The organism is Brevundimonas bullata (genome assembly GCF_003350205.1).
GTDB classification, from domain to species: domain Bacteria; phylum Pseudomonadota; class Alphaproteobacteria; order Caulobacterales; family Caulobacteraceae; genus Brevundimonas; species Brevundimonas bullata.
Genome location: NZ_QLLC01000014.1, coordinates 25,182 through 47,630, shown reverse-complemented (window position 1 = coordinate 47,630; position 22,449 = coordinate 25,182). Strand labels below are relative to the sequence as shown.

General features: G+C 66.4%; 19 protein-coding genes. 11 read left to right on the top strand and 8 right to left on the bottom strand.

The window, feature by feature from the left end; all coding sequences use genetic code 11:
* Window positions 1-9: 9 nt before the first annotated feature.
* The 4 genes from DXK21_RS08600 to cysG are packed head-to-tail and all read right to left on the bottom strand — an operon-like array spanning window position 10 to window position 4,415.
* Window positions 10-1,074 (bottom strand): phosphoadenylyl-sulfate reductase, encoded by a 1,065-nt coding sequence (locus DXK21_RS08600; protein ID WP_114817375.1) that lies wholly within the window; start codon window positions 1,072-1,074, stop codon window positions 10-12.
* A complete protein-coding gene (locus DXK21_RS08595; protein ID WP_114817374.1) occupies window positions 1,061-2,728 on the bottom strand; it encodes a nitrite/sulfite reductase in 1,668 nt (555 codons plus the stop codon). Before DXK21_RS08595 ends, DXK21_RS08600 begins: the two co-directional genes overlap by 14 nt.
* Window positions 2,728-3,015, bottom strand: coding sequence for a DUF2849 domain-containing protein (locus tag DXK21_RS08590; RefSeq protein ID WP_114817373.1), 288 nt, complete (start codon window positions 3,013-3,015; stop codon window positions 2,728-2,730). Before DXK21_RS08590 ends, DXK21_RS08595 begins: the two co-directional genes overlap by 1 nt.
* Entirely contained in the window at window positions 3,012-4,415 is a 1,404-nt protein-coding gene (gene cysG / locus DXK21_RS08585) for a siroheme synthase CysG (protein WP_114817372.1), read from the bottom strand. The genes DXK21_RS08590 and cysG overlap by 4 nt, the downstream gene beginning before the upstream one ends.
* A 131-nt stretch (window positions 4,416-4,546) precedes the next feature.
* Between cysG and gcvA the strand changes: the two genes are divergently transcribed.
* From gcvA to fdxA, 5 genes are all read left to right on the top strand, one after another.
* Window positions 4,547-5,476 (top strand): transcriptional regulator GcvA, encoded by a 930-nt coding sequence (gcvA, locus tag DXK21_RS08580; protein WP_114817371.1) that lies wholly within the window; start codon window positions 4,547-4,549, stop codon window positions 5,474-5,476.
* A 118-nt stretch (window positions 5,477-5,594) separates the two neighbouring features.
* The gene (locus DXK21_RS08575; RefSeq protein ID WP_211305994.1) at window positions 5,595-6,401 is read left to right on the top strand and encodes a ferredoxin--NADP reductase; all 807 of its coding nucleotides are present in this window, start codon (window positions 5,595-5,597) and stop codon (window positions 6,399-6,401) included.
* A 108-nt stretch (window positions 6,402-6,509) separates the two neighbouring features.
* Window positions 6,510-7,454 carry a sulfate adenylyltransferase subunit CysD gene (gene cysD, locus DXK21_RS08570; protein WP_114817370.1) on the top strand — a complete coding sequence of 315 codons (945 nt, stop codon included), beginning with the start codon at window positions 6,510-6,512 and terminating at the stop codon, window positions 7,452-7,454.
* The gene (gene cysC / locus DXK21_RS08565) at window positions 7,454-9,304 is read left to right on the top strand and encodes an adenylyl-sulfate kinase (protein ID WP_114817369.1); all 1,851 of its coding nucleotides are present in this window, start codon (window positions 7,454-7,456) and stop codon (window positions 9,302-9,304) included. Before cysD ends, cysC begins: the two co-directional genes overlap by 1 nt.
* Before the next feature lie 26 nt (window positions 9,305-9,330).
* A complete protein-coding gene (gene fdxA / locus DXK21_RS08560; protein WP_114817368.1) occupies window positions 9,331-9,663 on the top strand; it encodes a ferredoxin FdxA in 333 nt (110 codons plus the stop codon).
* 51 nt (window positions 9,664-9,714) lie between these two features.
* On the opposite strand, the gene DXK21_RS08555 is transcribed toward fdxA, so the two are convergent.
* From DXK21_RS08555 to dsbD, 3 genes are read right to left on the bottom strand one after another with little or no spacing between them, the layout of a single operon-like run.
* Window positions 9,715-10,389 (bottom strand): DsbA family protein, encoded by a 675-nt coding sequence (locus DXK21_RS08555; RefSeq protein WP_114817367.1) that lies wholly within the window; start codon window positions 10,387-10,389, stop codon window positions 9,715-9,717.
* Window positions 10,386-11,210: a TlpA disulfide reductase family protein gene (locus DXK21_RS08550; protein WP_114817366.1), complete on the bottom strand. Its 825-nt coding sequence runs from the start codon at window positions 11,208-11,210 to the stop codon at window positions 10,386-10,388. Before DXK21_RS08550 ends, DXK21_RS08555 begins: the two co-directional genes overlap by 4 nt.
* Entirely contained in the window at window positions 11,207-13,090 is a 1,884-nt protein-coding gene (gene dsbD, locus DXK21_RS08545; protein WP_114817365.1) for a protein-disulfide reductase DsbD, read from the bottom strand. Before dsbD ends, DXK21_RS08550 begins: the two co-directional genes overlap by 4 nt.
* A 394-nt stretch (window positions 13,091-13,484) precedes the next feature.
* Here dsbD and DXK21_RS16500 point away from each other — a divergent pair, with 394 nt between their 5' ends.
* Together DXK21_RS16500 and DXK21_RS08540 are read left to right on the top strand one after the other, a co-directional pair.
* Window positions 13,485-13,817, top strand: a complete 333-nt coding sequence (locus DXK21_RS16500; protein ID WP_162790609.1) for an autotransporter outer membrane beta-barrel domain-containing protein — start codon at window positions 13,485-13,487, stop codon at window positions 13,815-13,817.
* A gap of 10 nt (window positions 13,818-13,827) precedes the next feature.
* Window positions 13,828-15,912: a catalase gene (locus DXK21_RS08540; protein WP_114817364.1), complete on the top strand. Its 2,085-nt coding sequence runs from the start codon at window positions 13,828-13,830 to the stop codon at window positions 15,910-15,912.
* 39 nt (window positions 15,913-15,951) lie between these two features.
* Here the strand turns inward: DXK21_RS08540 and DXK21_RS08535 are convergent, their stop codons facing one another.
* Window positions 15,952-16,203, bottom strand: coding sequence for a hypothetical protein (locus DXK21_RS08535; RefSeq protein ID WP_114817363.1), 252 nt, complete (start codon window positions 16,201-16,203; stop codon window positions 15,952-15,954).
* Between the two features lie 259 nt (window positions 16,204-16,462).
* On the opposite strand from DXK21_RS08535, the gene DXK21_RS08530 reads away from it, so the two are divergent.
* From DXK21_RS08530 to DXK21_RS08515, 4 genes are read left to right on the top strand one after another with little or no spacing between them, the layout of a single operon-like run.
* A complete protein-coding gene (locus DXK21_RS08530) occupies window positions 16,463-19,882 on the top strand; it encodes a response regulator (protein WP_114817362.1) in 3,420 nt (1,139 codons plus the stop codon).
* A complete protein-coding gene (locus DXK21_RS08525; protein WP_114817361.1) occupies window positions 19,867-20,715 on the top strand; it encodes a CheR family methyltransferase in 849 nt (282 codons plus the stop codon). Before DXK21_RS08530 ends, DXK21_RS08525 begins: the two co-directional genes overlap by 16 nt.
* Window positions 20,712-21,287: a chemotaxis protein CheB gene (locus tag DXK21_RS08520; protein ID WP_114817360.1), complete on the top strand. Its 576-nt coding sequence runs from the start codon at window positions 20,712-20,714 to the stop codon at window positions 21,285-21,287. Before DXK21_RS08525 ends, DXK21_RS08520 begins: the two co-directional genes overlap by 4 nt.
* Entirely contained in the window at window positions 21,284-22,423 is a 1,140-nt protein-coding gene (locus DXK21_RS08515) for a hybrid sensor histidine kinase/response regulator (protein ID WP_114817359.1), read from the top strand. The genes DXK21_RS08520 and DXK21_RS08515 overlap by 4 nt, the downstream gene beginning before the upstream one ends.
* Window positions 22,424-22,449: the final 26 nt, after the last annotated feature.

Genomic DNA, 22,449 nt, shown 5'->3' with positions numbered 1-22,449 from the left:
AAACGAGCGTCAACAGGCCGGGGCCAGCGCCCGTTCGTGGATGCCGCACTCGGTCTTCTCCTGACCGGCCCAGCGGCCGTCTCGGGCGTTCTCGCCTGTTTCCACGGCGCGGGTGCAGGGCCAGCAGCCGATGGAGGGGTAGCCCTGCTCGACCAGCGGATGACGCGGCAGTTGGTGGTCGCGCAGCCAGGTCTCGGTCTGATCGGCTGACCAGGCGGCGAGCGGGTTGACGGTCAGGACGCCGTCGGCGGCCTCGAACGGTTCGAGCGCGGCGCGGTGGCTGTTCTGATAGCGTTTGCGGCCGGTGATGCGGGTGTCGAAACCGGCCAGCGCTTGCGCCAGCGGCTGGACCTTGCGAATGGTGCAGCAGGCGTCGGGCGCACTGCGCCACAGGTCGCCGCGCGGGTCGGCCTTGGACAGGGCGGCGGCCTCGGGCTTGATGTCCCGCACATCGGTCAGGCCCAGTCGTTCCGTCAGTTCGCGGCGATAGGCCAGGGTCTGGAAGAAGTGCTGGCCGGTTTCGAGGAAGACGACGGGCAGGTCGGGCCGGACGCGCGAGATCAGATGCAGCAGGACCGCCGCCTCGGCGCCGAAGGAGGATATGACGGCGGCCTTGCGCTCCAGGGCAGGGTCCAGAACCGCGCGCAGCAGGTCTTCGGCGGCGGCCTGGCCCCATTGGGCGTTGAGGCGGGCGGCCAGGGCGGCGTCGGGGTTGGTGTGGCGCTGACGCCAGACCAGTCGGTCGTCGCCGGACGCGGGCTGATAGGCGGCGCTGAACACCTGATCCATGCGCCGCCACGGCGCGGGGTCTGCGCCGGGCGACAGCTCGACCGCGTCGAAGCCGCAGCGGCGCAGGTGCCGGGCCTGATCGGGCAGGACCTTGCCGGCGGCGATCAGGCGACCGCGATAGCCTAGGCCTCGCAGGACCGCCGCCAGCGAGAAGCCGCGCCCGTCGCGAAAGGCCTCGAACTCCAGAATCAGGCTGTCGTTGGCCGTCGCCGCCGCGCGGACGTCTTCCTCGGGCGTGGAAACGCTCAGGCGGACCCCGTCCTGGACTTGCTCAAGCAGCTGCATCGGTCAGCTCATAGATGGCGGTGCGGAAGGGATCGGCGCCCAGGCGGCGGACCGTGTCGATGAACAGCTCGCCGTCGTTGCGGATCTCCAGATAGCGATCCAGGGCGCGGGCGATGGCGGGGGCGACCTCTTCTGCGGGAAGGCTGCGGCCGACGATCTCGCCTAGCGCCGCCTGTTCGTCTGGCGAGCCGCCGACGGTGATCTGATAGTATTCCTCGCCCTTTCGATCGACGCCGAGGACGCCGATGTGGCCGACATGGTGGTGGCCGCAGGCGTTGATGCAGCCGCTGATGTTGATGCGCACCGGGCCGAGTTTTTCCAGCAGGGCGGCGTCGGCCAGTTGGTGCGACAGGGCCTGGGCCACGGGGATGGAGCGGGCGTTGGCCAGGCTGCAATAGTCGAGGCCGGGGCAGGCGATGATGTCGGTCGCCAGGTCGGCGTTGGCCGTGGCCAGGCCGGCTTCGCGCAGTCGGCTCCAGACCGCGTGGACGTCCTCCAACCGGACGTGGGGCAGGACCAGATTCTGTTCGTACGAGGCACGAACCTCGTGGAACGAAAAGCGTGCGGCCAGATCGGCGACGACATCCATCTGAGCTGCCGTGATGTCGCCGGGGACGCCGCCGATGGGTTTCAGCGAGACGATGACGGCGCCATAGCCGGCCTGCTTGTGCTCGCGCAGGTTAGACCGTGTGAAGCGGGCGAACTCGGGGTTCAGGCGGCGAGCGGCGTCATAGGCGGGGCTGGTGGCGGGCAGGTCTGCGAACGGCGGCGGCGTGAAATAGGCCTGGATGCGGGCCAGCTCCTCGTCGGGGATGCGCAGGTCTTCCTGACGAAGTATGGCGAACTGGCGCTCAACCTCGTCGCGGAAGGCGTCGATGCCGATGGCGGCGACCAGAATCTTGATCCGCGCCTTGTGGATGTTGTCGCGCCGCCCCAGCAGATTGTAGGCGCGCAGGATGGCGGTCAGGTAGGCCAGCAGGGACTGACCCGGCACCGCGGGTGCGATCTCTTGCGCGATGTGGGGCAGACGACCCTGACCGCCGCCGACGAAGACGCGGAACGCTGTTTGGCCGTCCTCGCCGCGCACGATCTGCAGGCCGACATCATGGGTGCGGACCGCCGCCCGATCCTTGGGCGCGCCGACGATGGCGATTTTGAACTTGCGAGGCAGGAAGGAGAATTCCGGGTGGATGGTCGACCACTGGCGGACAATCTCGCACCAGGGGCGCGGGTCCTCGATCTCGTCGGCGGCGACGCCGGCGAAGACGTCGGTCGTGACGTTGCGGATGCAGTTGCCGGAGGTCTGGATGGCGTGCATCTCGACCTCGGCCAGATCGCTGAGGATGGCGGGCAGATCTTGCAGCGCGGGCCAGTTGAACTGGATGTTGGTGCGGGTGGTGAAGTGGCCGTAGCCCTTGTCATAGGTGCGGGCCACATGGGCCAGCCGACGCATCTGGCGGCTGCTGATCACGCCATAGGGAACGGCGACGCGCAGCATATAGGCGTGCAGTTGCAGATAGACGCCGTTCATCAGCCGCAGCGGCTTGAACTCGTCCTCGGTCAGCGCGCCGCTGCTGCGGCGGTCGACCTGATCGCTGAACTCCGCAATCCGCTCGCGGACCAGGGCGGCGTCGAACTCGTCATAGCGGTACATCAGGGGGTCTCGTTTCGAGCGGCGAAGTCGAGGCTGTGGCCGACGGTGGGGCCGACCGAGCGGATGCGCTCCTTCAGCCGGTCGCGGCCCGAGGGCGCGCGGTCCTCGACCTCGATCAGATACGGATTGACGAAGACGGCCGGTCGAGACTGGGCCAGAGTCAGAGCGGCCTCGGCGGCGTCCGCGTCCAGAATGCGAGCGGCGTCGATGGCTTCCACGGCGGCGTCAGCCTCGCCCAGATAGATGACGCGGCCGTCGTTCAGGCGGTTGGCGGTCAGCAGCTTCATGCGGCGGCCTCGATCAGGGCGCGCTCATCGCTGGCGACGGCCAGGGCGGCGGTTTCGCCGATGAACAGCAGGGCGGGGCCGGTCAGATCCATGCGTGCGACCAGGGCGGCCAGATCGTCGAGCCGTCCCTTGAGCGTGCGCTGATCCGGGCGGCTGCCGTTCTCGACAACGGCGACGGGGGTGGCGCCGTCACGACCGGCGGCGATCAGGTTCGACGCGATCTCAGCGGCTTGGCCCGCGCCCATATAGACGGCCAGCGTATGGTTCGGCGCCGCCAGCCGAGCCCAGTCGGCGGCTTGCCCGCCCGGCTTGGGCTGGCCGGTGACGAAGGTCACGGCCTGGGCGTGATCGCGGTGGGTCAGGGGCAGGCCGGTCGAGGCGGCGCAGGCGAGAGCGGCGGTGACGCCCGGCACGACGATGGCCTCGATCCCGGCGGCGCGCACGGCCTCCAGCTCCTCGCCGCCGCGTCCGAATACGAAGGGGTCGCCGCCTTTCAGGCGCACGACACGGTGGCCGGCGCGGGCTTCCTCGATTATCAGCTGTTCGATCTGGTCCTGCGGCACCGAATGGTCGCCACGCGTCTTGCCGACGTAGATGCGCCGGGCGTCACGGCGGGCGCGGTCCAGCACCTCGGCCGAGACCAGCTTGTCGTGGATGATGACGTCGGCGTCCTGAAGCGCGCGCAGGGCCTTGAGGGTCAGCAACTCGGGATCGCCGGGACCGGCGCCGACGATATGGACGATGCCTTGATCGGCCTCATCACGGGGCGCGGAGGCGACGTTCAGCAGCCGGACCATCTCGCGGCGGGCCTCGGCCATGCGGCCGTCGGCGGCCAGGTCTGCGGCGGGACTGCGGAAGGCCTTCTCCCAGAAGCGGCGGCGCGCGAGGAAGTCGGGGATCGCGTCCTTGACCGCGCCGCGCAGTTCGCCCGCCAGCTGGGCGACCGAGGCCACCCCCTGCGGCAGGACGGCTTCGATCCGTGAGCGCAGATCGCGGGCCAGGATGGGGGCGTTCCCGCCAGTGGCCACGCCCACGACCACGTCGTCGCGGTCGATCAGGGCGGGGGTGTGGAAGTCGCTGAAGGCGGGCTGGTCGACGATGTTGGCCTGGGCGCCGGCCTTGCGCGCGGCCTCGGCGATGCGGCGGGCCAGGGCGATATCGCTCAGGGCGATGAAGACCATTCGGGCGCCGCGCAGATCGGCGGCGTCGGGAAGGCGGGCGTTGGGCGTCGGGGCGGCGGGCGGCGTTTCCAGCGCGGCGGGCGCGCCGTCCGGCGTGAACCAGACGAGGTCGGCGGGGCTGTTCAGGAACAGGCGCAGCTTCGCCAGGGCGGGTTCACCCCCGCCGACGACGACGACTTTCGCCCCTTCCAGGGGGATGGATGCCAGAAAGACGCGCATCGGCCTTGTTCCATGATCTGCTGTCTTCCGCCCTCATGTTTGCGTGGCGGCTCGACATTCAGCATCCGTCGTGCACGATCCTTCCACAAACCAGATTGTCTCCGACGCCCTGATAGGTTTTCTGCAAGCGCATGATTCGACCGCTTTTGCCCCTCAACGCCCTGCGTGCTTTTGAAAGCGCGTCGCGGCACCTCAACTTCTCGCGGACGGCGGCCGAGCTGTCGGTGACGCCGGGGGCCGTCAGCCAACAAATCCGCCTGCTGGAAGAGATCATCGGCGGGCCGCTGTTCACGCGGGAAGCGCGCGGGTTGCAGCTGACGGAACTGGGCCGGGCGGCGACGCCTCTGCTGCGCGAAGGGTTCGAACGGCTGATGGACGCCTCGGCCATTCTGCGTGAGCCGCCGTTGAACCGGACGGTGGCGATCAGCGTGGCGCCGTCCTTTGCGTCCAAATGGCTGATGCCGCGCATGGACGACTTCCACGCCGCCCACCCGGACATCGAGGTGTGGATTTCGGCGGACATGGAGCCGGTGACGGTGGGCAAGGGCAAGGTCGATCTGGCCATCCGCTATGGCCCCGGCGACTATCCGGGTCATGTGGTCGAGCGCCTGCTGACCGAGACGGTGATCCCTGTCTGCTCGCCCGCCCTGATGGCCGCGCCGCATCCGATCCGCACCGCCGAAGACCTGACCCGGCATACCTTGCTGCATGACATGTCGGAGGACGGCGACGCCTCACGGCCCGACTGGGCCATGTGGCTGAAGGCCCGGCACGCCAGCCATGCCGACGCCCGGCGCGGCTCGCGGTTTGACCAGTCCAGCCTGCTGATCGAGGCGGCGGCGGCGGGGCGCGGCGTCGCCCTGGCCAAGCGGACCCTAGCCCAGGCGGACCTAGCCACCGGGCGTTTGGTCGCGCCCTTCCCGGACGGCAGTCAGGTGCTGGGCTTCGCCTATTTCGTGGTGCTGCCGAGGGACCGTCCTGTGTCGCCGGGAACCAAGGCCTTCGTCGCCTGGCTGAAGAAGCAGGCCATCGACTACGATAACAATCTGGACCAGCTCTGAAATCGTTCGCAGATTTTCTGCACGCTCAAAACAGGATTGATCGTTTCCTCCGCTGACGCCGCCTGCCCTATGTCGAAGGCCTTCACACAGGAGGTCGGTCGTGAGCGAAGTCGCAGTTCTGGAACGTGCCCATGTCGCGGCGCCCGCGCCGTGGACCCCGCAGCGGGTGCGCTCGGTGCGGCGCTGGACCGATCATCTGTTCAGCTTCGCCATCGACCGGCCCGAGGATTTCCGTTTCCGCTCGGGCGAGTTCGTCATGATCGGCCTGCCGTCGCTGGACGGGGCGGGCAAGCCGACGCTGCGGGCCTATTCCATCGCCAGCCCGTCGTGGTCGGATGAGTTGGAGTTCTTCTCGATCCGCGTGGAGGACGGGCCGCTGACGTCGCGTCTGGTCGATATCCGGCCGGGCGACGAGGTCTTGCTGGGCAATAAGCCGACCGGGACCCTGGTGCTGGATGCGCTCAAGGCGGGGCGTCGCCTTTTCCTGATCGGCACCGGCACAGGCCTGGCGCCCTGGCTGAGCGTGACGCGCGATCCTGAAACCTATGAACGGTTCGAGCAGGTGGTGGTCACGCATACGGTGCGTCAGGTCGCGGACCTGGCCTATCGCGACTTTCTGCAGGCCGAGCTGTTCGACGACCCGCTGGTCGGCGAGGTCGCGCAGGGGCGGCTGACCTATTATCCGACCGTGACGCGTGAGGCGTTTGAGCGTCCGGGCCGGATTACCGACCGCATCCGCAGCGGCGCCTTCTTCGACGATCTTGGACTCGAGCGCCGCTTCGATCCGGCGTCTGACCGCGTCATGCTGTGCGGTTCGACGGCCATGATCCGCGAGGTTGCGGCCCTGCTGGAAAGCCATGGGCTGAGCGAAGGCTCAAACGCCGAACCCGGCGACTATGTGCTGGAACGCGCCTTCGTCGGCTGACCGCGCAGTTTTTCTATCGGCCGGCGCGAGATCATATCGTTCGACGCGGACCGGCCCTCCACGCTTCAAATATCCCTCGTTAGAGACGACCAGTGAGGACCGCAGCCTATGCAGGCGACCGTCGAAAAGCAGAGAGACGCCACCGCGCGTCGCGTCCTGCCCCCGCATCTGCGCCAGTTGGAAGCCGAGGCGATCGAGATCCTGCGCGAGGTGGCGGCGACGGCGCGCAACCCGGTCATGATGTATTCGATCGGCAAGGATTCCGGCGTCCTGCTGCACCTGGCGGCCAAGGCCTTCTATCCGGGCTCGCCGCCGTTCCCGCTGCTGCACGTGGATACGACGTGGAAGTTTCGGGACATGATCACCCATCGCGACCATGTGGCGGGCCTCTATGGCGCGCGGTTGCTGGTCCACACCAACCACGAGGCCCTGGCGCGCGGCATCAGCCCGATCACCTCGGGGTCCTCGGCCCACACCCAGGCGATGAAGACCGACGCCCTGAAACAGGCGCTGGACCTGCACGGCTTTGACGTCGCCATCGGCGGCGCCCGGCGCGATGAGGAGAAATCGCGGGCCAAGGAGCGCATCTTCTCGTTCCGGGGCGCGGACCACAGCTGGGACCCGCGTCGTCAGCGGCCGGAGCTGTGGCGGCTGTGGAATTCCAACCTGGGACCGGGAGAGAGCCTGCGCGTCTTCCCCCTGTCGAACTGGACCGAGCTGGATGTGTGGGAATACACCCAGGCGGAGGGCATCCCGGTCGTGCCGCTGTATTTTTCGGCCTTGCGCCCCGTGGTGGTGCGAGGCGGCGCCTTGATCGTGCGGGACGACGAACGGCTGCCGTTGAGGGAGGGCGAGACGCCCGAACTGCGCCGCGTCCGTTTCAGATCTCTGGGCTGCTATCCACTGAGCGCGGCGGTGGAGTCCGAGGCCGACAGCCTGGACGCTGTCATCCGCGAACTGCGCACCAGTAGGCAATCCGAGCGCCAGGGGCGGCTGATCGACGCTGACGAGACCGCTTCGATGGAGCGCAAGAAGCGCGAGGGCTATTTCTGATGGACGGCGCCGCGACGGCTTTCCCGCCGCAGGGCCAGCGGGCGGAACGCGATCTGCTGCGCTTTCTGACCTGCGGCTCCGTGGACGACGGCAAGTCCACCCTGATCGGGCGGCTGCTGTTCGAGACGGGCCAGGTGCCGGAGGACCAGCTGGCGACGCTGGAGCGCGACTCGCGCCGGTTCGGCACCGACGGGGCGAACCTTGACTACGCCCTGCTGCTGGACGGGCTGGAGGCCGAGCGCGAGCAGGGCATCACCATCGACGTGGCCTATCGTTATATGTCGACGCCGCGCCGAAGCTTCATCGTCGCCGATACGCCGGGGCATGAGCAATATACGCGCAACATGGCCACCGGCGCCTCGACCTGCGAAGCAGCGGTCGTGCTGGTGGATGCGGTCAAGGGCGTTACGGCCCAGACGGCGCGCCACAGTCGCATCGTCGCTCTGTTCGGCATTCGCCACGTCATTCTGGCGGTGAACAAGATCGACTTGATCGCGGATGATCCAGCGGCGTTTGAGCGTATCCGTGACGCCTACGCCGAACTGGTCGCCGATCTGGGTTTCCGCTCGGTGACGGCGATTCCGGTCAGCGCGCGACGGGGCGACAACCTGACAGCGCGGTCCGCCGCCACGCCCTGGTACGACGGCCCCAGCCTGATTGAGGCGCTGGAAGACCTGCCGGTCGCGGAAACCGGCGTTGCGCGGTCGTTCCGCCTGTCGGTGCAGTATGTGAACCGGCCTCATGCCGACTTCCGGGGCTATGCCGGGACCATCGCCTCGGGCGAGGTGAGGGTGGGCGATGTTCTGGCGGTCTGCCCCGGCGGTCAGACAGCGACGCTGGCGCGCATTCTGTCAGGCGACAGGGAGGTTTCAACCGCTCGTGCCGGCGACGCCGTGACGTTGGTGCTGGCCGAGGCGGTGGACGTGGCGCGCGGCGATGTCCTGGCGCCGGTCGATGACCGCCCCGCTGCGTCCGACCGCCTGGATGTCCGCTTGCTGTGGATGGGGGAGCAGCCGTTTGATCCTGGGCGTCGCTATCAGGTCAAGCTGGGCGCCCGAACCCTGCCGGCCCGCCTGACCCTGGCCGATGCCATGGCGGCGCTGACGCCCAACGAACTGGCGGATGGTTGGCTGACCCTGCCGTCGCCAGCCGCAGTGGACCCCTTCCGGCAGGACCCGACCCAAGGCGCCTTTGTGCTGATCGACCGGGCCTCCGGCGTCACAGTTGCGGCGGGGGTGGTGACAGGCGTGTCGGGACAGGCGGCTCACATCCATCAAAGTCCCGCCGCCGTTTCGCGCGAGGCCCACGAACGGCTGAGCGGCCATCGTGGTGGCGTGGTCTGGCTGACCGGCCTGTCGGGCGCGGGCAAGTCCACCGTGGCTCAGGCGCTGCAACAGAGGCTACATGGACGCGGTTGCCGGACGGTGCTGCTGGACGGGGACAACCTGCGCCACGGCCTCAATCGCGATCTCGGGTTTTCCGACGCCGACCGGGCCGAGAACGTGCGGCGGACAGGGGAGGCGGCGCGGCTGTTCGCGCACACCGGCGTCATCGCCATCTGCGCCCTGATCTCGCCGCGTCAGGCGGATCGCGACGCCGTCAGGGCATTGTTCGACGACGAGGGCTTCGTCGAGGTCTTTGTCGAGGCCTCTCTGGAAAGCTGCCGGGCGCGTGATCCGAAGGGTCTCTACGCCCGGGCTTCGGCCGGGATGATCGCTGAATTCACCGGGGTCGCCGCACCCTATGAGATCCCGACTGCGCCTGATTTGACCGTCGCGACGGAGCAACTGGCGCCGTCGCTGGCGGCGGATGCGGTGCGTCGCCTTCTGGAAGAGCGCGGCTGGCTCTAGGCCGCCGCCAAGACTGGATTTCTCTCGTGACCTATCTCGTCACCGACGCCTGCGTGAAATGCAAGTTCATGGACTGCGTCGAAGTCTGCCCCGTGGACTGCTTCTACGAGGGTGAAAACTTTCTGGTCATTTCGCCCGACGACTGCATTGATTGCGGCGTCTGCGAGCCGGAATGTCCCGTTGACGCCATCAAGCCCGACAGCGAAGACGAACCCGACGGCAAGTGGCTGAAGATCAACACGGACTATGCCAGGCTATGGCCCAACATCACGGTCAAGGGCGAACCGCCCGCCGACCGAGCCGACTATGAGCAGGAAACCGGCAAGTTCGAGAAGCACTTCAGTCCCAGGCCCGGCTGAGGTTGCTTCCGGCCTGCGTCAGCGGGCGAGGGAATGTGCGGCTGTCGTCGTTTATGGGGTGGTCCCGCCGCCAAGGGGCTGTTCGGTGCGGACACGTGCGATGACGGCTTCCAGGTAGGCTTTCGGCATGCCGCCCGGGATCAGGCGGCCGTTGATGACGAAGGCGGGGGTGCCTTGCAGCGCCAGAGCCCGAGCCTCGCGCCCGTTGCGGCTCAGGACGGCGTCGATCGCTGTGCGATGTTCTGAAAGATCGCGTTCCAGGCGGGTCATGTCGACGCCCGCCTGCTGGGCCAGGCGCTGGATATCGGCGTCGCTGGTGATGCGCCCGGGGGACTGCATGAAGACGTTATGGACCGCTTCGTACTTGCCCTGATAGCCGGCCGCCAATGCGGTGCGGGCGGCGGTCTGGGAGACGGCGCCGAAGATGGGCCAGTCCTTGTAAAGGACGCGGACCTTGGGATCGGCCTTCATGACGGCGTCGACCACGGGCTGCATCTTCTTGCAGTAGCCGCAGTTGTAATCGACGTAGCCGACGATAACGACGTCCGCGTTCTCGCTGCCCAGGAAGGGTACGCCTGGGTCGCGGATCAGATCGTTGAACCCGATCAGGCCCGACGTCGCTGCAATTGCATCCGAGGCCAGGTCGTTTGCGTCTCTGGCTTCCGCGGGGCCGCAGCCGGCCAGCGCCAGGACAGCGGCGAGAGCGGGCAGGAGGGGGCGCGTCATGGGTGGGACTCCGTCAGAGAAGAAGATCGGTTCAGCCGCGCGATTTCCGCAGCGATCCGTTCGGGCGCGATTTCGCCTGTATGGGCCTGGGACAATCGGCCGTCGACGTGAAGGAAGAGCGTCACGGGGATGCCCACCGTGCGATAATGGCGCTGGGTCGCCATGGCGGGGTCGAGCAGCAGGTGGTCGAAGCGGAGGTCCTCACGCTCAAGGAAGGCGCGTACGGCCTCTTCGCTCTCGCCCTGATTGATCAGGAGGAAGCGGACATCGGGATGGTCCCGCTCGGCTTGCAGTAGAGCGGGCATCTCTCGTCGGCAGGGGGCGCACCAGGTGGCCCACAGGTTGATGACGGTCGGTCGCCCATCCAACGACGCCAGATCGACCGCCGGGCCGTTGACGGCGGTCAGAGTCAGGGCGGGAGGCGGCAGGGGCTCAGTCGCTGACGCCAGTTGATAGGTCATGGTGAAGACCAAGGCCGCCGCCGACAGCGGCGCAACGGCCCAGAGGCGTTCTTGCGTGGTGCGCAAAAGGAAGAACAGCGTCAGGCCGGCGACCGGCAGGACCCACAGCCAGATGAACCCGCCCTGCCATACCGCCAAGGCGCGCAAGGGGGCGTCGCTGAAAGAGTCCCAGTGAGCGATGACGTGGGCCAATCTTGCGGCGGCCAGACCGCCGATGACCAGCACGGTGCTCCACAGGTTGAAGCGCTGGCTGACGCGGCTGGCCAGCAGACCTGTCCCGATCAGAAAAACAAAGACGCCCGCTAGAATGGCGAACCGTTCGCCCGACAAGATCAGAGGGCCGAGGACGATGGTGTTCACGCGGCGGCTCCGGCACGTTTCAGGGCGTCCAGCATAGGCTGGACCGAGGTTTCGCCGACCAGACGCGTATCCGGCGCCTCGGTGGCGGAGCGGGACATGAAGATCAAGGTCGGCGGCCCCGCCACGAGGTAGCGTTTCATCATGGCGCGGGTCTCGGGCGTGCTGCGGGTGAGGTCGACCTGGATCAGATCGACTTCGGCCAGGCGGGCGACGACGTCCTGATTCTGGAACACCTGCCGTTCCATCACCCTGCAGCTGACGCACCAGTCGGCGGTGAAATAGACGAGGGCCGGGCGTTGTCGCGCGGAGGCCGCCGCCAGGGCGCGATCCAGCCCTGGCTGATCCACGACGACGGCGGCTGGCTGTGCGGCGATGGCGGCTGTCGGGGAAGAGCGCGTCAGGGGCGCCAGGGGACGCCAGGGATCGACGGCCCCTAGGCTGAGGCCGCCCAGAAGCAGGACGCCCCAGGTCGCCGCCGCCAGACCTGCCGCGCGGCCGAAGCGGCTCGATAGCCTAGTGGTGGCTGGACTGAACAGGCCAAGCGCTGCGGCCAGAGCCAGGGCCAGTGCAGCCCCGAGCGCAAGCGTGGCGGCGGGTGGCAGAGTACGGCTGGCCAGCCACCAGGCCATGGCCAGAAAGACGAAGCCGAACACCATCTTGACCCGGTCCATCCACGGGCCGGCCTTGGGCAGGAACCGTGCGCCGGCCGTACCGAACGCGATCAGAGGCAGGCCCTTGCCCAGTCCCAGGAAGAACAGGGCCGCCGCACCGAGCAGGATGTCGCCGGTCTGGGCGATATAGAGCAGGGCGCCCGCCAGAGGGGCGGTGACGCAGGGGCCGACGATCAGGGCCGAAACGAAGCCCAATCCCGCCGCGGACAGTAGGGTGCGGCGCCCATGGCCGTCGTCGCGCGACAGACGGCTGGTCCAGGCGGAAGGCAGTTGCAATGTGAAGGCGCCGAAGGTCGAGATCGCCAGGACGACAAAGATGACAGCCACGGCGCCGACCGCCCACGCCGACTGCAAGGCCATCTGCAGGTTCTGGCCTGACCAGGCGGCGGCCAGGCCCAGCAGGGCCAGGGCGCTGGACAGACCCAGGACATAGGCGATCGACAAGACCAGACCGCGCCGTGACCCACGATCATCGGCGCCGCGCCCAATGACGCCGGCCAGAATGGGGTACATGGGCAAGACGCAAGGGGTGAAGGCCAGCAGGACGCCGAAGCCGAAGAAGGCCGCCAACACCCAGGCCGCGCCGCCTTTTAGCGCCAGTCGTCCTACGAAGCTGTCGTCCTTGGCTTTCATCGGCAGAGCAGCCGAGGCGGTCGCTGCGGCAGACATCACGGAATTGGCAGTGGGAGAAACGACCAAGGCGTCGGGGGCGACGGCCATAAGGGCGGCCCGGGGAGGCTCGGCGTCGGCTTTAGGGTTGTCGATGTGGGCCTGGGGGCGAGCAGGGACGGTCACCGTTCGGGTTGTGGGCGGATAGCAGATCGAGTCTTCCAGGCAGCCTTGGTAGGTAATGCTGATCGACGACGGCGCGCCGGCCTGGGCCAAGGTGTCCGCAGACATGACGGCGCGACCGATGTCCCGCCAGATGTCGACCACTCCGAAGTCTGGATCGTCCTTGGATCGGCCCTTGGCCAGATCAAGGGGCAGAGGCGCGGCGCTCTGGGCGACGGCGGCGGCGGTGTGTTCGCGATACAGATAGTAGCCTGGCGTGATGGCCCAGACGAAGCTCAGATCGCCGTCAGCCTCTCGCGCTACGGTCAAGGCAAAGGCCTCGTCCGGCGACAGCGGCGTCTCAATTTGAGCTGACGCAGGAAACGCAAAGACAAGGGCAGCGAGGCAGGCGAAGGATAGGCGTTGCAAGAAACTCATCTCTGACTGCTGGCGGCGAGAGCTTAAGTGGAGCTTAAGCCGAGGCCCGCATGTCGAAATGAGAGGCTCGTCGTAGAAGATGGCCCGGTTCGGGGAACGGATCAAAAAACTGCGGTGAAGCGGTACAGTGCTCTGTTGAACAGGACCCGCAGACGAATTCCAGGCTACGCAACGGCAGGAAAGCGATGATCGCCTGAACGCGGCCTCCGCTCAGCCAGAGACCGGCGCTGGCGCTTTCGTCGGCCTATGGACCTCCGGCTGGGTCGATTGGCGCCGTCAGGGCGATGCGACTGTGAAGGCGTTGCCGTTCGTGACCGAACCCTTTCGCCTATCTGGGTCTTGTCCTCGACTGTCACCTTGCCCGGTGCGGTCTACGCCAGAGGACGTCCGGCCGATGCCTTCTGCGCGACTGGACGCCCGCAACATCACGCTGGACGGCTTCACCGAAACCGGCGGCGGCCTATTTGCCCTGAACTGGGATGAGATCGAACAGAGAAACCTGTCGGCCTACCTGGGCGCGTCCTGGCGCCATGTGGACCTTGGTCGTCAGTCTGTCTCTGGAACGCCCCACCGGCGCGCAATCCGGAGCGGGCGCCGCCTCGGCCGCACTGCTGGTGCAACGCTCAATCCCCCTCGTCGTTGTTTCACGAGGAAGAACGACATGAAGCCTTTCGCGGCGTTGGCCCCGCTCCCGCGATTTCAGCCCATCACAGACAAACCCGACTGAAGGAAACACCATGCCCAAGCCGCCCGTAGCAGACGCCCGCCCCGGTGGGGGCGGCGAACTTCATCAGACCGCCTCTACGCCTGACACGCGCCTTACGACGAACCATGGCGTGCCGGTCAGCGACGATCAGAACTCGCTGAAGGCCGGCCGCCGCGGCTCGACCCTGCTCGAGGATTTCGTGCTGCGCGAAAAGATCCAGCACTTCGACCATGAGCGCATTCCAGAGCGCATCGTCCACGCGCGGGGATCGGCCGCCCATGGCTTCTTTGAACTGACCGAGAGTCTGGAAGACTACACAACGGCCAAAATCCTGACTGAGGTCGGAAAGAAGACCGAGGTCTTCACGCGCTTTTCGACGGTGGCCGGGGGCGCGGGGTCGGTGGACACGCCGCGCGACGTGCGCGGCTTCGCCGTGAAGTTCTACACGACCGAAGGCAACTGGGATTTGGTGGGCAACAACATCCCCGTCTTCTTCATCCAGGACGCGATCAAGTTCCCGGACTTGATCCATGCGGTGAAGATGGAGGCGGACCGCGGCTATCCTCAGGCGGCCAGCGCTCATGACACCTTCTGGGACTTCATCAGCCTGATGCCCGAAAGCACGCACATGGTGATGTGGGCCATGTCCGACCGGGCGATTCCGCGGTCTCTGCGCATGATCGAGGGGTTCGGGGTCAACACCTTCCGGCTGATCAACGCCAAGGGCGAGGCGACCTTCGTCAAGTTCCACTGGCGCCCGAAGCTGGGCACCCAGTCGACCTGCTGGGACGAGGCGGTCAAGATCGCCGGCGCCGACCCGGATTACCACCGCCGCGATCTGTTCGAGGCCATCGATCAGGGCGATTTCCCGGAGTGGGAGTTCGCGGTTCAGCTCTTGAGCCAGGCCGAGGCGGACGCCCTGCCGTTTGATATTCTCGACGCGACCAAGCTGATCCCCGAGGAGACGCACCCGCTTCGGGTCATTGGCCGCATGGTGCTGAATCGCAACCCGGACAACTTCTTCGCTGAAACCGAACAGGCCGCCTTCCTGCCGACCAACATCGTGCCCGGCATCGACTTCTCGGAAGATCCCCTGCTGCAAGGCCGGCTTTTCTCCTACCAGGACACGCAGTTGTCGCGTCTGGGAACGGTCAATTTCCACCAGATCCCGATCAACCAGGCCAAGGGCTGTCCCTTCCAGAACTTCCAGCGCGACGGCCACATGCAGACTCAGGTCTTCAAGGGACGCGCCAACTATGAACCCAACAGTCTGGCCGAGGCGGGCGAGGAGGGCGGGCCGCGCGAGGACCCGCAGGGCGGCTTCCGCACCGCCGCCGTGACGATGGAGGGCGAGAAGGTCCGGCTGCGCGCTGAGAGTTTCGCCGACCACTACAGCCAGGCGCGGCTTTTCTTCCGTTCGCAGACCGAGATCGAGCAGGCCCATTTGGCCAGCGCCATCGTGTTCGAGCTCTCGAAGGTGTCCCTCGACCATGTGCGAAACCGGGTCGTGGCCAATCTGCGTAATGTCGATGAAGACCTGGCGAAACGGGTGGCGAACGGGCTGAACCTGCCGCTGCCCCAGGCCGCGAAACCCGCGGTCGATCCGATCGATCTGGAGCCGTCGCCCGCCCTCAGGATCGTCGGCAAATATCCGGACACGCTGAAGGGCCGCAAGGTCGCGATCCTGGTGGCTGACGGGTCTGACGGCGCCGTGGTCGCGGGCGTCCGCAAGGCGGTGGAAGGCGACGGTGGGGCGGTGTTTATCGTCGCGCCCAAGGTCGGCGGAGCGACGCTGGCTGACGGCTCCACGCTGGCCGTCGACGGCCAGTTGGCGGGAAGCCCTTCGGTGCTCTTCGATGCGGTCGCGGTCGTCCTGTCAGACGAGGGATGCGCCCAACTCCTGAACGAGGCGGCGGCTGTGGACTTCCTTCGGGACGCCTTCGGTCATCTCAAGGCCATCGGCCATACGTCGGAGGCTCGACCGCTTCTGGACCGAGCGGGAATCACGCCTGACGAGGGAGTCGTCGACCTGTCTGCGGCGAAGGCAGCGGACTTCCTGCCGCCGGCCCGCACGCGTCAGTGGGCGCGGGAGCCAGCCGTACGAACCTTGGCCTGATCATCTTGTCCAACGGGCTTGATGCGGGAAGGGCGGGCGTCACGCAGCGACGTCCAGCCCTTCCTGCATCAGGGACGGCATGAGGGGCTCGGACGGGAAGCCGAGATCGGGATTGCTGCGCACTTCGATCAGGCGTTCGCCATGATAGAGGCAGAGGGTAGAGAAGCCGAACCACTCGGCCATGACGGGATCTAAGGCCTTACGCGCCGAGGCGTCGTCTCTGGCGTCCAGGACTCGGATTTCCCGCGCCGGGACGCCGGGCATGTTAACGATGCAATAGTATGAAATCACGCGACTTTCCTAAAGTTGCGGCCTCAAACGACTTTGCAGCCGAAGGGTTCCTCATCTCGCCCGATTGAGCCGACGTCTTATCGGCGCAGATGCATCGCTGCTGTCGTAACGCTTTTGGGCGGGCGTCGGCGGGGCGCAGGAAGGAGCGAGCGCGGAAAGGACCGGCGTGGCTTGAGAAAAACCAACACAGGTTATTGCGTTGGCGGCTGCGACCTCTAGGCAGGAAGGCTTTCGTCGTTCACCTGAGGTCAGACTGCTGATGAAGTCGTTCCGTCGCCCGTCTCCGGGCTCGAGGGCCGAAGCCTTGTCCACAATCGGGCTGGGTCTGGTTCTGGCCTTTTTCCTCGCGACGAGCACGGTGGCCTGGTTCAACGTCCAGGTTCTGCGGGCGAACAACCAGCAGATCATTCACACGCATAAGGTCATCGTCGCCGTCGACGAACTCCTGGGAACGGTTCAGGACGCCGAGACCGGACAGCGAGGATATCTACTCACCGGCAATCCTCTTTATCTTCAGCCCTACGAGCTGGCTTCGGCGGCCGTGAGCCGCCGCCTGGAGGATGTGGCCGTTCTGACCCAGGACAATCCGGTGCAGCAGGCCCATGTGCGGCAGGTTCGCAGACACGTCGACGCGAAGATGACCGAGCTGGACGCCACGATCCAGACGCGCCGCGCCGAAGGCTTACAGGCTGCCGTGGCCAGGATGAACACGGATCGCGGCAAGGCGGAGATGGACGCCATCAGGGCCGAGGTGAACCTGATGAGGCAGGAGGAGCAGAAGCTCCGCCTCGCGCGCCTCGAGGAAATGGACGCCGCTTACACCACTGCCTTGATCAGCGGGGTCCTCTCCGGCCTCCTTGGCGCCGCCCTGACCCTGGCCATCTACGCCCTCATCCGGCGCAGCGCCCGTCAAAGGGCCCGACAGGAGTGGATTCACAAGGGCCAGGTCGGTCTGGCGGACGCCATGATGGGCGACCAGTCGGTCGAGCAACTGGCCGACAGCATTCTCGCCTATCTGGCGCGGTATGCCGATGTTCAGGCGGCGGCCCTCTTCAAGGGAGAGGGCGGCGTATTTCGGCGAGTCGCCGCGCTCGGCGTTCCGGCCGACGCGCCGATCCCGGCGCGTTTCGGTCCGCGCGAAGGCCTGTTGGGGCAGGTCGCCGCCGAAGGGCGCGCGTTGACGGTGTCGGACGTGCCTGAGGGCTATCTGACGATCGGCTCGGCGCTGGGACGCGACAAACCCCGACACCTCGTCATCGCTCCGGGCCGGGCTGACGGCGAGATCAACGCCGTGCTCGAACTCGGCTTCCTGCGTCTCCCCGATGATCGCCTCATGGCGCTGCTGGAGGAGACGGCGCCGCTGATCGGCACGGGCTTGCGGTCGGCCCGCTATCGGGCCCGACTGCAGGACATGCTGGAGGAGACCCAGCGCCAGTCCGAGGAGCTTCAGGTCCAGAGCGAAGAGCTTCGCGTCTCGAACGAGGAACTGGAAGAGCAGGGACGCGCCCTCAAGGAATCCCAGGTGCGTCTGGAACAGCAGCAGGCGGAACTGGAACAGACCAACAGCCAGCTCGAGGAGCAGGCTCAGGTGCTGGAAACCCAGCGCGATGATCTGGAGCGCGGATCGGCGGCCTTGGAGCTCAAGGCGCGAGAGCTGGAGCAGGCCAGCCAGTACAAGTCCGACTTCCTCGCCAACATGTCCCATGAGCTGCGCACGCCGCTCAACTCGCTTCTGATCCTGTCGAAACTGCTGGCTGACAATCCCGACGAGACCCTGTCGGAGGAGCAGGTCAAGTACGCGCGCACGATCCAGTCCTCGGGCAATGATCTGCTGACCCTGATCAACGACATCCTCGACCTGTCCAAGATCGAGGCCGGCCATATTCAGGCGCGCCCTGAGGCGGTGTCCTTGCAACGCCTGGGCGACGACATCCGGCAGACGTTCCAGCCGGTGGCTGACGAGCGCGGCCTCACCTTCGAGATCGACCTGGGATCTGGCGATGACGTGCTTGAGACGGATCGCCAAAGGCTTGAGCAGATCCTGAAGAACCTTCTGTCGAACGCCTTCAAGTTCACCGAGAAGGGCAAGGTGACGCTGTCAGTTTCGGCCGTCGGTTCTGATGAAGTGGCTTTCGCCGTTTCGGATACGGGCATCGGCATCGCCCCGGACCAGCAGAAAGGCGTGTTTGAGGCCTTCCAGCAGGCGGACGGCACCATCAGCCGGCGCTACGGCGGGACTGGCCTGGGCCTGTCCATCTCACGCGAACTCGCCCGTCTGCTCGGGGGGCGTATCCGCCTAGAAAGCCGGCCGGGCGAGGGCAGCGTCTTCACCCTGACCCTGCCGCGCACCTATGACGCCGCGCGCGTGGCGCCGCGAGAGGCGCCGACCGGATCGCCCGCTGCGGCTTCGCCGGCTTCAACGCCCGTTGCGGCGGAAGCCAGGCCCTTGGCCCGGACCCTGGATGACGATCGCGATCATCTGGCGGGGGCGCGTCGCCTGCTCCTGGTGGTGGAGGACGACGACCGCTTCGCCGCCATTGTCCGCGACCTGTCCCGGGAGATGGGGTTCCAGTGCATTCTGGCAGGCACGGCGGAGGAGGCCGTGAAGCTGGCCAAGCGCTATCGCCCCAACGCCGTGGTGCTCGACATCGGTTTGCCGGACCAGTCCGGCCTCACGGTGCTGGACGTGCTCAAGCGCGACGACGAGACACGCCATATTCCTATCCATGTCGTCTCTGCCGACGATCACAGCCAGACCGCCCTGTCGCTCGGAGCGATCGGCTATGTGATGAAGCCGGTGGCGCGCGAGGCCCTGGCCGATGTGCTTCGTTCGCTGGAGGAAAAGCTGACGCGGACGATGCGTCGTGTCCTCATCGTCGAGGACGACGTGGTTCAGCGCGAGGCGGTCAGCAAGCTGCTTGAATCCAGGGATGTGGAGACGGTCGGCGTCGGGACAGCGGCGGAATGTCTGCAGCAACTCAAGAGCCAGACTTTTGATTGCATGGTGCTGGACCTGACCCTGCCGGACGCGTCGGGATTCTCTCTGCTGGAGACGCTCAGCCGCGAGAGCGGGCAGGGCTACCCGCCAGTCATCGTCTATACCGGCCGCGACCTGTCCCCGGAACACGAGCAGCAGCTACGCCGCTATTCCAGCTCCATCATCATCAAGGGCGCTAAATCGCCTGAACGGCTGCTGGACGAGGTCTCCCTCTTCCTGCACCAGGTGGTGTCGGAACTGCCGCCCGAGCAGCAGAAGATGATCCGCAAGGCCCGCCACCGCGACGCCGTGCTGGAAGGGCGGAAGATTCTCATCGTCGAGGATGATGTGCGCAACATCTACTCCCTGACCAATGTGCTGGAACCGCGCGGCGCCCGCATCGAGATCGCGCGCAACGGCAAGGAGGCCATTGAGCGGCTGGAACGGTCTGCTGAAGATCCGGCGCAATCCATCGACCTGGTCTTGATGGACGTCATGATGCCCGTCATGGACGGCCTGACCGCCACGCGAGAGCTGAGAAAGGACCCGCGCTGGCGCGACCTGCCGGTGCTGATGCTGACGGCCAAGGCCATGCCAGACGATCAGGAGCGCTGTATTGCGGCGGGGGCCAACGACTACATGGCCAAACCCCTGGATGTGGACAAGCTGCTGTCGCTCGTACGCGTATGGATGCCGCGTTGAGTCCGGTCGCCCCCCACGAGGTGGAAGACATAGAGATCCAGCTGCTGCTGGAGGCGTTGTTCCAGCGTTATCACTATGACTTCCGTCATTATGCGCGAGCCTCGATCAAGCGCCGCCTGCTCCAGGCGCGCACCCATTTCGGGCTGCCGAGTCTGACGGCGCTTCAGGAGCGCGTCCTGCACGACCCGGAGATGTTGCCGCAGCTTTTGGGTTTCCTGACGGTCCAGGTCAGCGAAATGTTTCGTGACCCCGCCTATTTCCGGGCTCTGCGAGAGCAGGTGCTGCCGCATCTGAGAACCTATCCTTCCCTGAAGGTGTGGATCGCGGGATGCAGCGCCGGCGAAGAGGTCTATTCGCTCGCCATCCTGTTCCGTGAGGAGGGCCTGTTCGACCGGACGATGTTCTACGCCACGGATATCAATCCTGACGCGCTGCGGGCGGCGGAGGCCGGCGTCTATTCGCTGGATCGCATCCGAAAGTTCACCGAAAATCACCAGAAGTCAGGCGGTCGCACCTCGCTGTCGGACTACTACACGGCCGACTACGGTCGGGCGGTGTTCGACAAGTCCCTGAGGGCCAATGTCGTCTTTTCGGACCATAGCCTGGTGTCGGATGCCGTCTTCGGCGAGATGCAGCTGATCTCATGCCGCAATGTGATGATCTACTTTGATCGCCCGCTGCAGGATCGCGCCGTCGGCCTATTCAAGGACTCGCTGGCTCGCAACGGCTTCCTGGGCATCGGTTCCAAGGAGAGCTTGCGCTTCTCGCGGCACGCCGGCGCCTTTGCCGACTTCGTCCCGGAAGAGAAGATCTATCGCAGGCGCGAGCCATGACCCCTGATCCTGCCCGAGCCCTCGTGATCGGCGCCTCGGCCGGAGGGGTGCAGGCCCTGCTCGCCATCCTGCCGGAGCTGCCCGCCGACTTTCCCTTGCCGGTCCTGATCGTCCTGCACGTGCCCGCCGACCGCAGCAATGTGCTGGCGCCCCTGTTCGCGTCCAAATGCGCGCTGACCGTCAAGGAGGCGGAGGACAAGGAGCCGACGCAGCCGGGCGTGGTCTATTTCGCCCCTTCCGATTATCACCTTCTGGTCGAGGCGGACGGCGCTCTGGCCCTCTCGTCTGACGAGTTGGTCAACTACTCCCGCCCTTCCATCGACGTCCTGTTCGAAAGCGCCGCCGACGCCTATGGCGCGGGGCTGGTCGGCCTGGTTCTGACCGGCGCCAATGAGGATGGGGCGGCGGGATTGAAGGCGGTCGCCGCCGCTGGCGGTCTGACATTCGTCGAAGACCCTGCCTCCGCCTATGCCCGCCCTATGCCGGAGGCCGCCCTTCGCGCCTGCCCGGCCGCACAAGTGATGTCGCTCGCGCGCATTCCCGAAGTTCTGAAAGGCCTTGGACAAGCATGACTAGCCCGGAGAAGCCGATCCATCTCCTGCTTGTGGACGATCTCGAGGAGAACCTGCTCGCTCTGGAAGCTCTCCTGAAGCGTGACGGCGTGGTCTGTCTCAAGGCCCGCTCCGGCGATGAGGCTCTGGAACTTCTGCTGGTGCATGACTTCGCCCTCGCCCTGGTGGATGTCCAGATGCCGGGCATGGACGGTTTTCAGCTCGCTGAGTTCATGCGCGGCAACGCCAATGCGCGGCACATTCCGATCATCTTCGTCACGGCCGGCAGCGCCGACCAGCAGCGCCGATTCAGGGGCTATGAGGCCGGGGCGGTGGATTTCATCCAGAAACCTGTCGAGACGGACATCCTGAAGAGCAAGGCGAACGTCTTCATCGAGCTGTACCGCCAGAGGCAGGAGATCCTCTCGCATCGAGACGAACTCAAGGCCTATGCGGCCGCCCTCAGCGCCGCCGACCGCCGCAAGAACGACTTCATCGCCATGCTGGGGCACGAGCTGCGCAATCCCGTCATGGCCTTCAGGGCGGGGCTGCAATTGCTTGAGCGGCAGACCGATCCCGAACGCAGCGCCCTGATCCACGCGCGGATGGAGGTCCAGGCCCATCATCTTTCGCGGTTGATCGAGGATCTGCTGGACGTCGCCCGCATCGACCAGGGCAAGATCTCGCTGAAGCGCGAGCGGGTGACTGTGCAGAGCATCATCGACTCGGCGGTCGACACCAGTCGGCCCAAGATCGATGCAGGGCGCCACGACCTGACGGTCGACATGCCGGGGGCGCCGATCTGGCTCGACGGCGACTTCACGCGTCTGTCCCAGGTGGTGAGCAATCTGCTGACCAATGCCGCCAAGTACACGCCGTCGGAAGGCCGCATCCAGGTGTCGGCCAACAGGGTCGAGGATCGTGTGCGGATCGATGTCGCTGACAACGGGGTCGGCGTGCCGGAAGAGATGCAGGTCCGCGTCTTCGAGCTGTTCACCCAGTCCAAGGGGCCTGACGACCGATCGCGCGAAGGTCTCGGGATCGGCCTCGCCCTGGTTCGCGAACTCGTCGAAATGCATGAGGGCGCCGTCGAGTTGGAAAGCAACGGGCCGGGATCGGGCAGTCGGTTCACGGTCTGGTTCCCGGTCGTCGGCTAGGGGCTCTGCGGCGTTCAGTTTGCTTT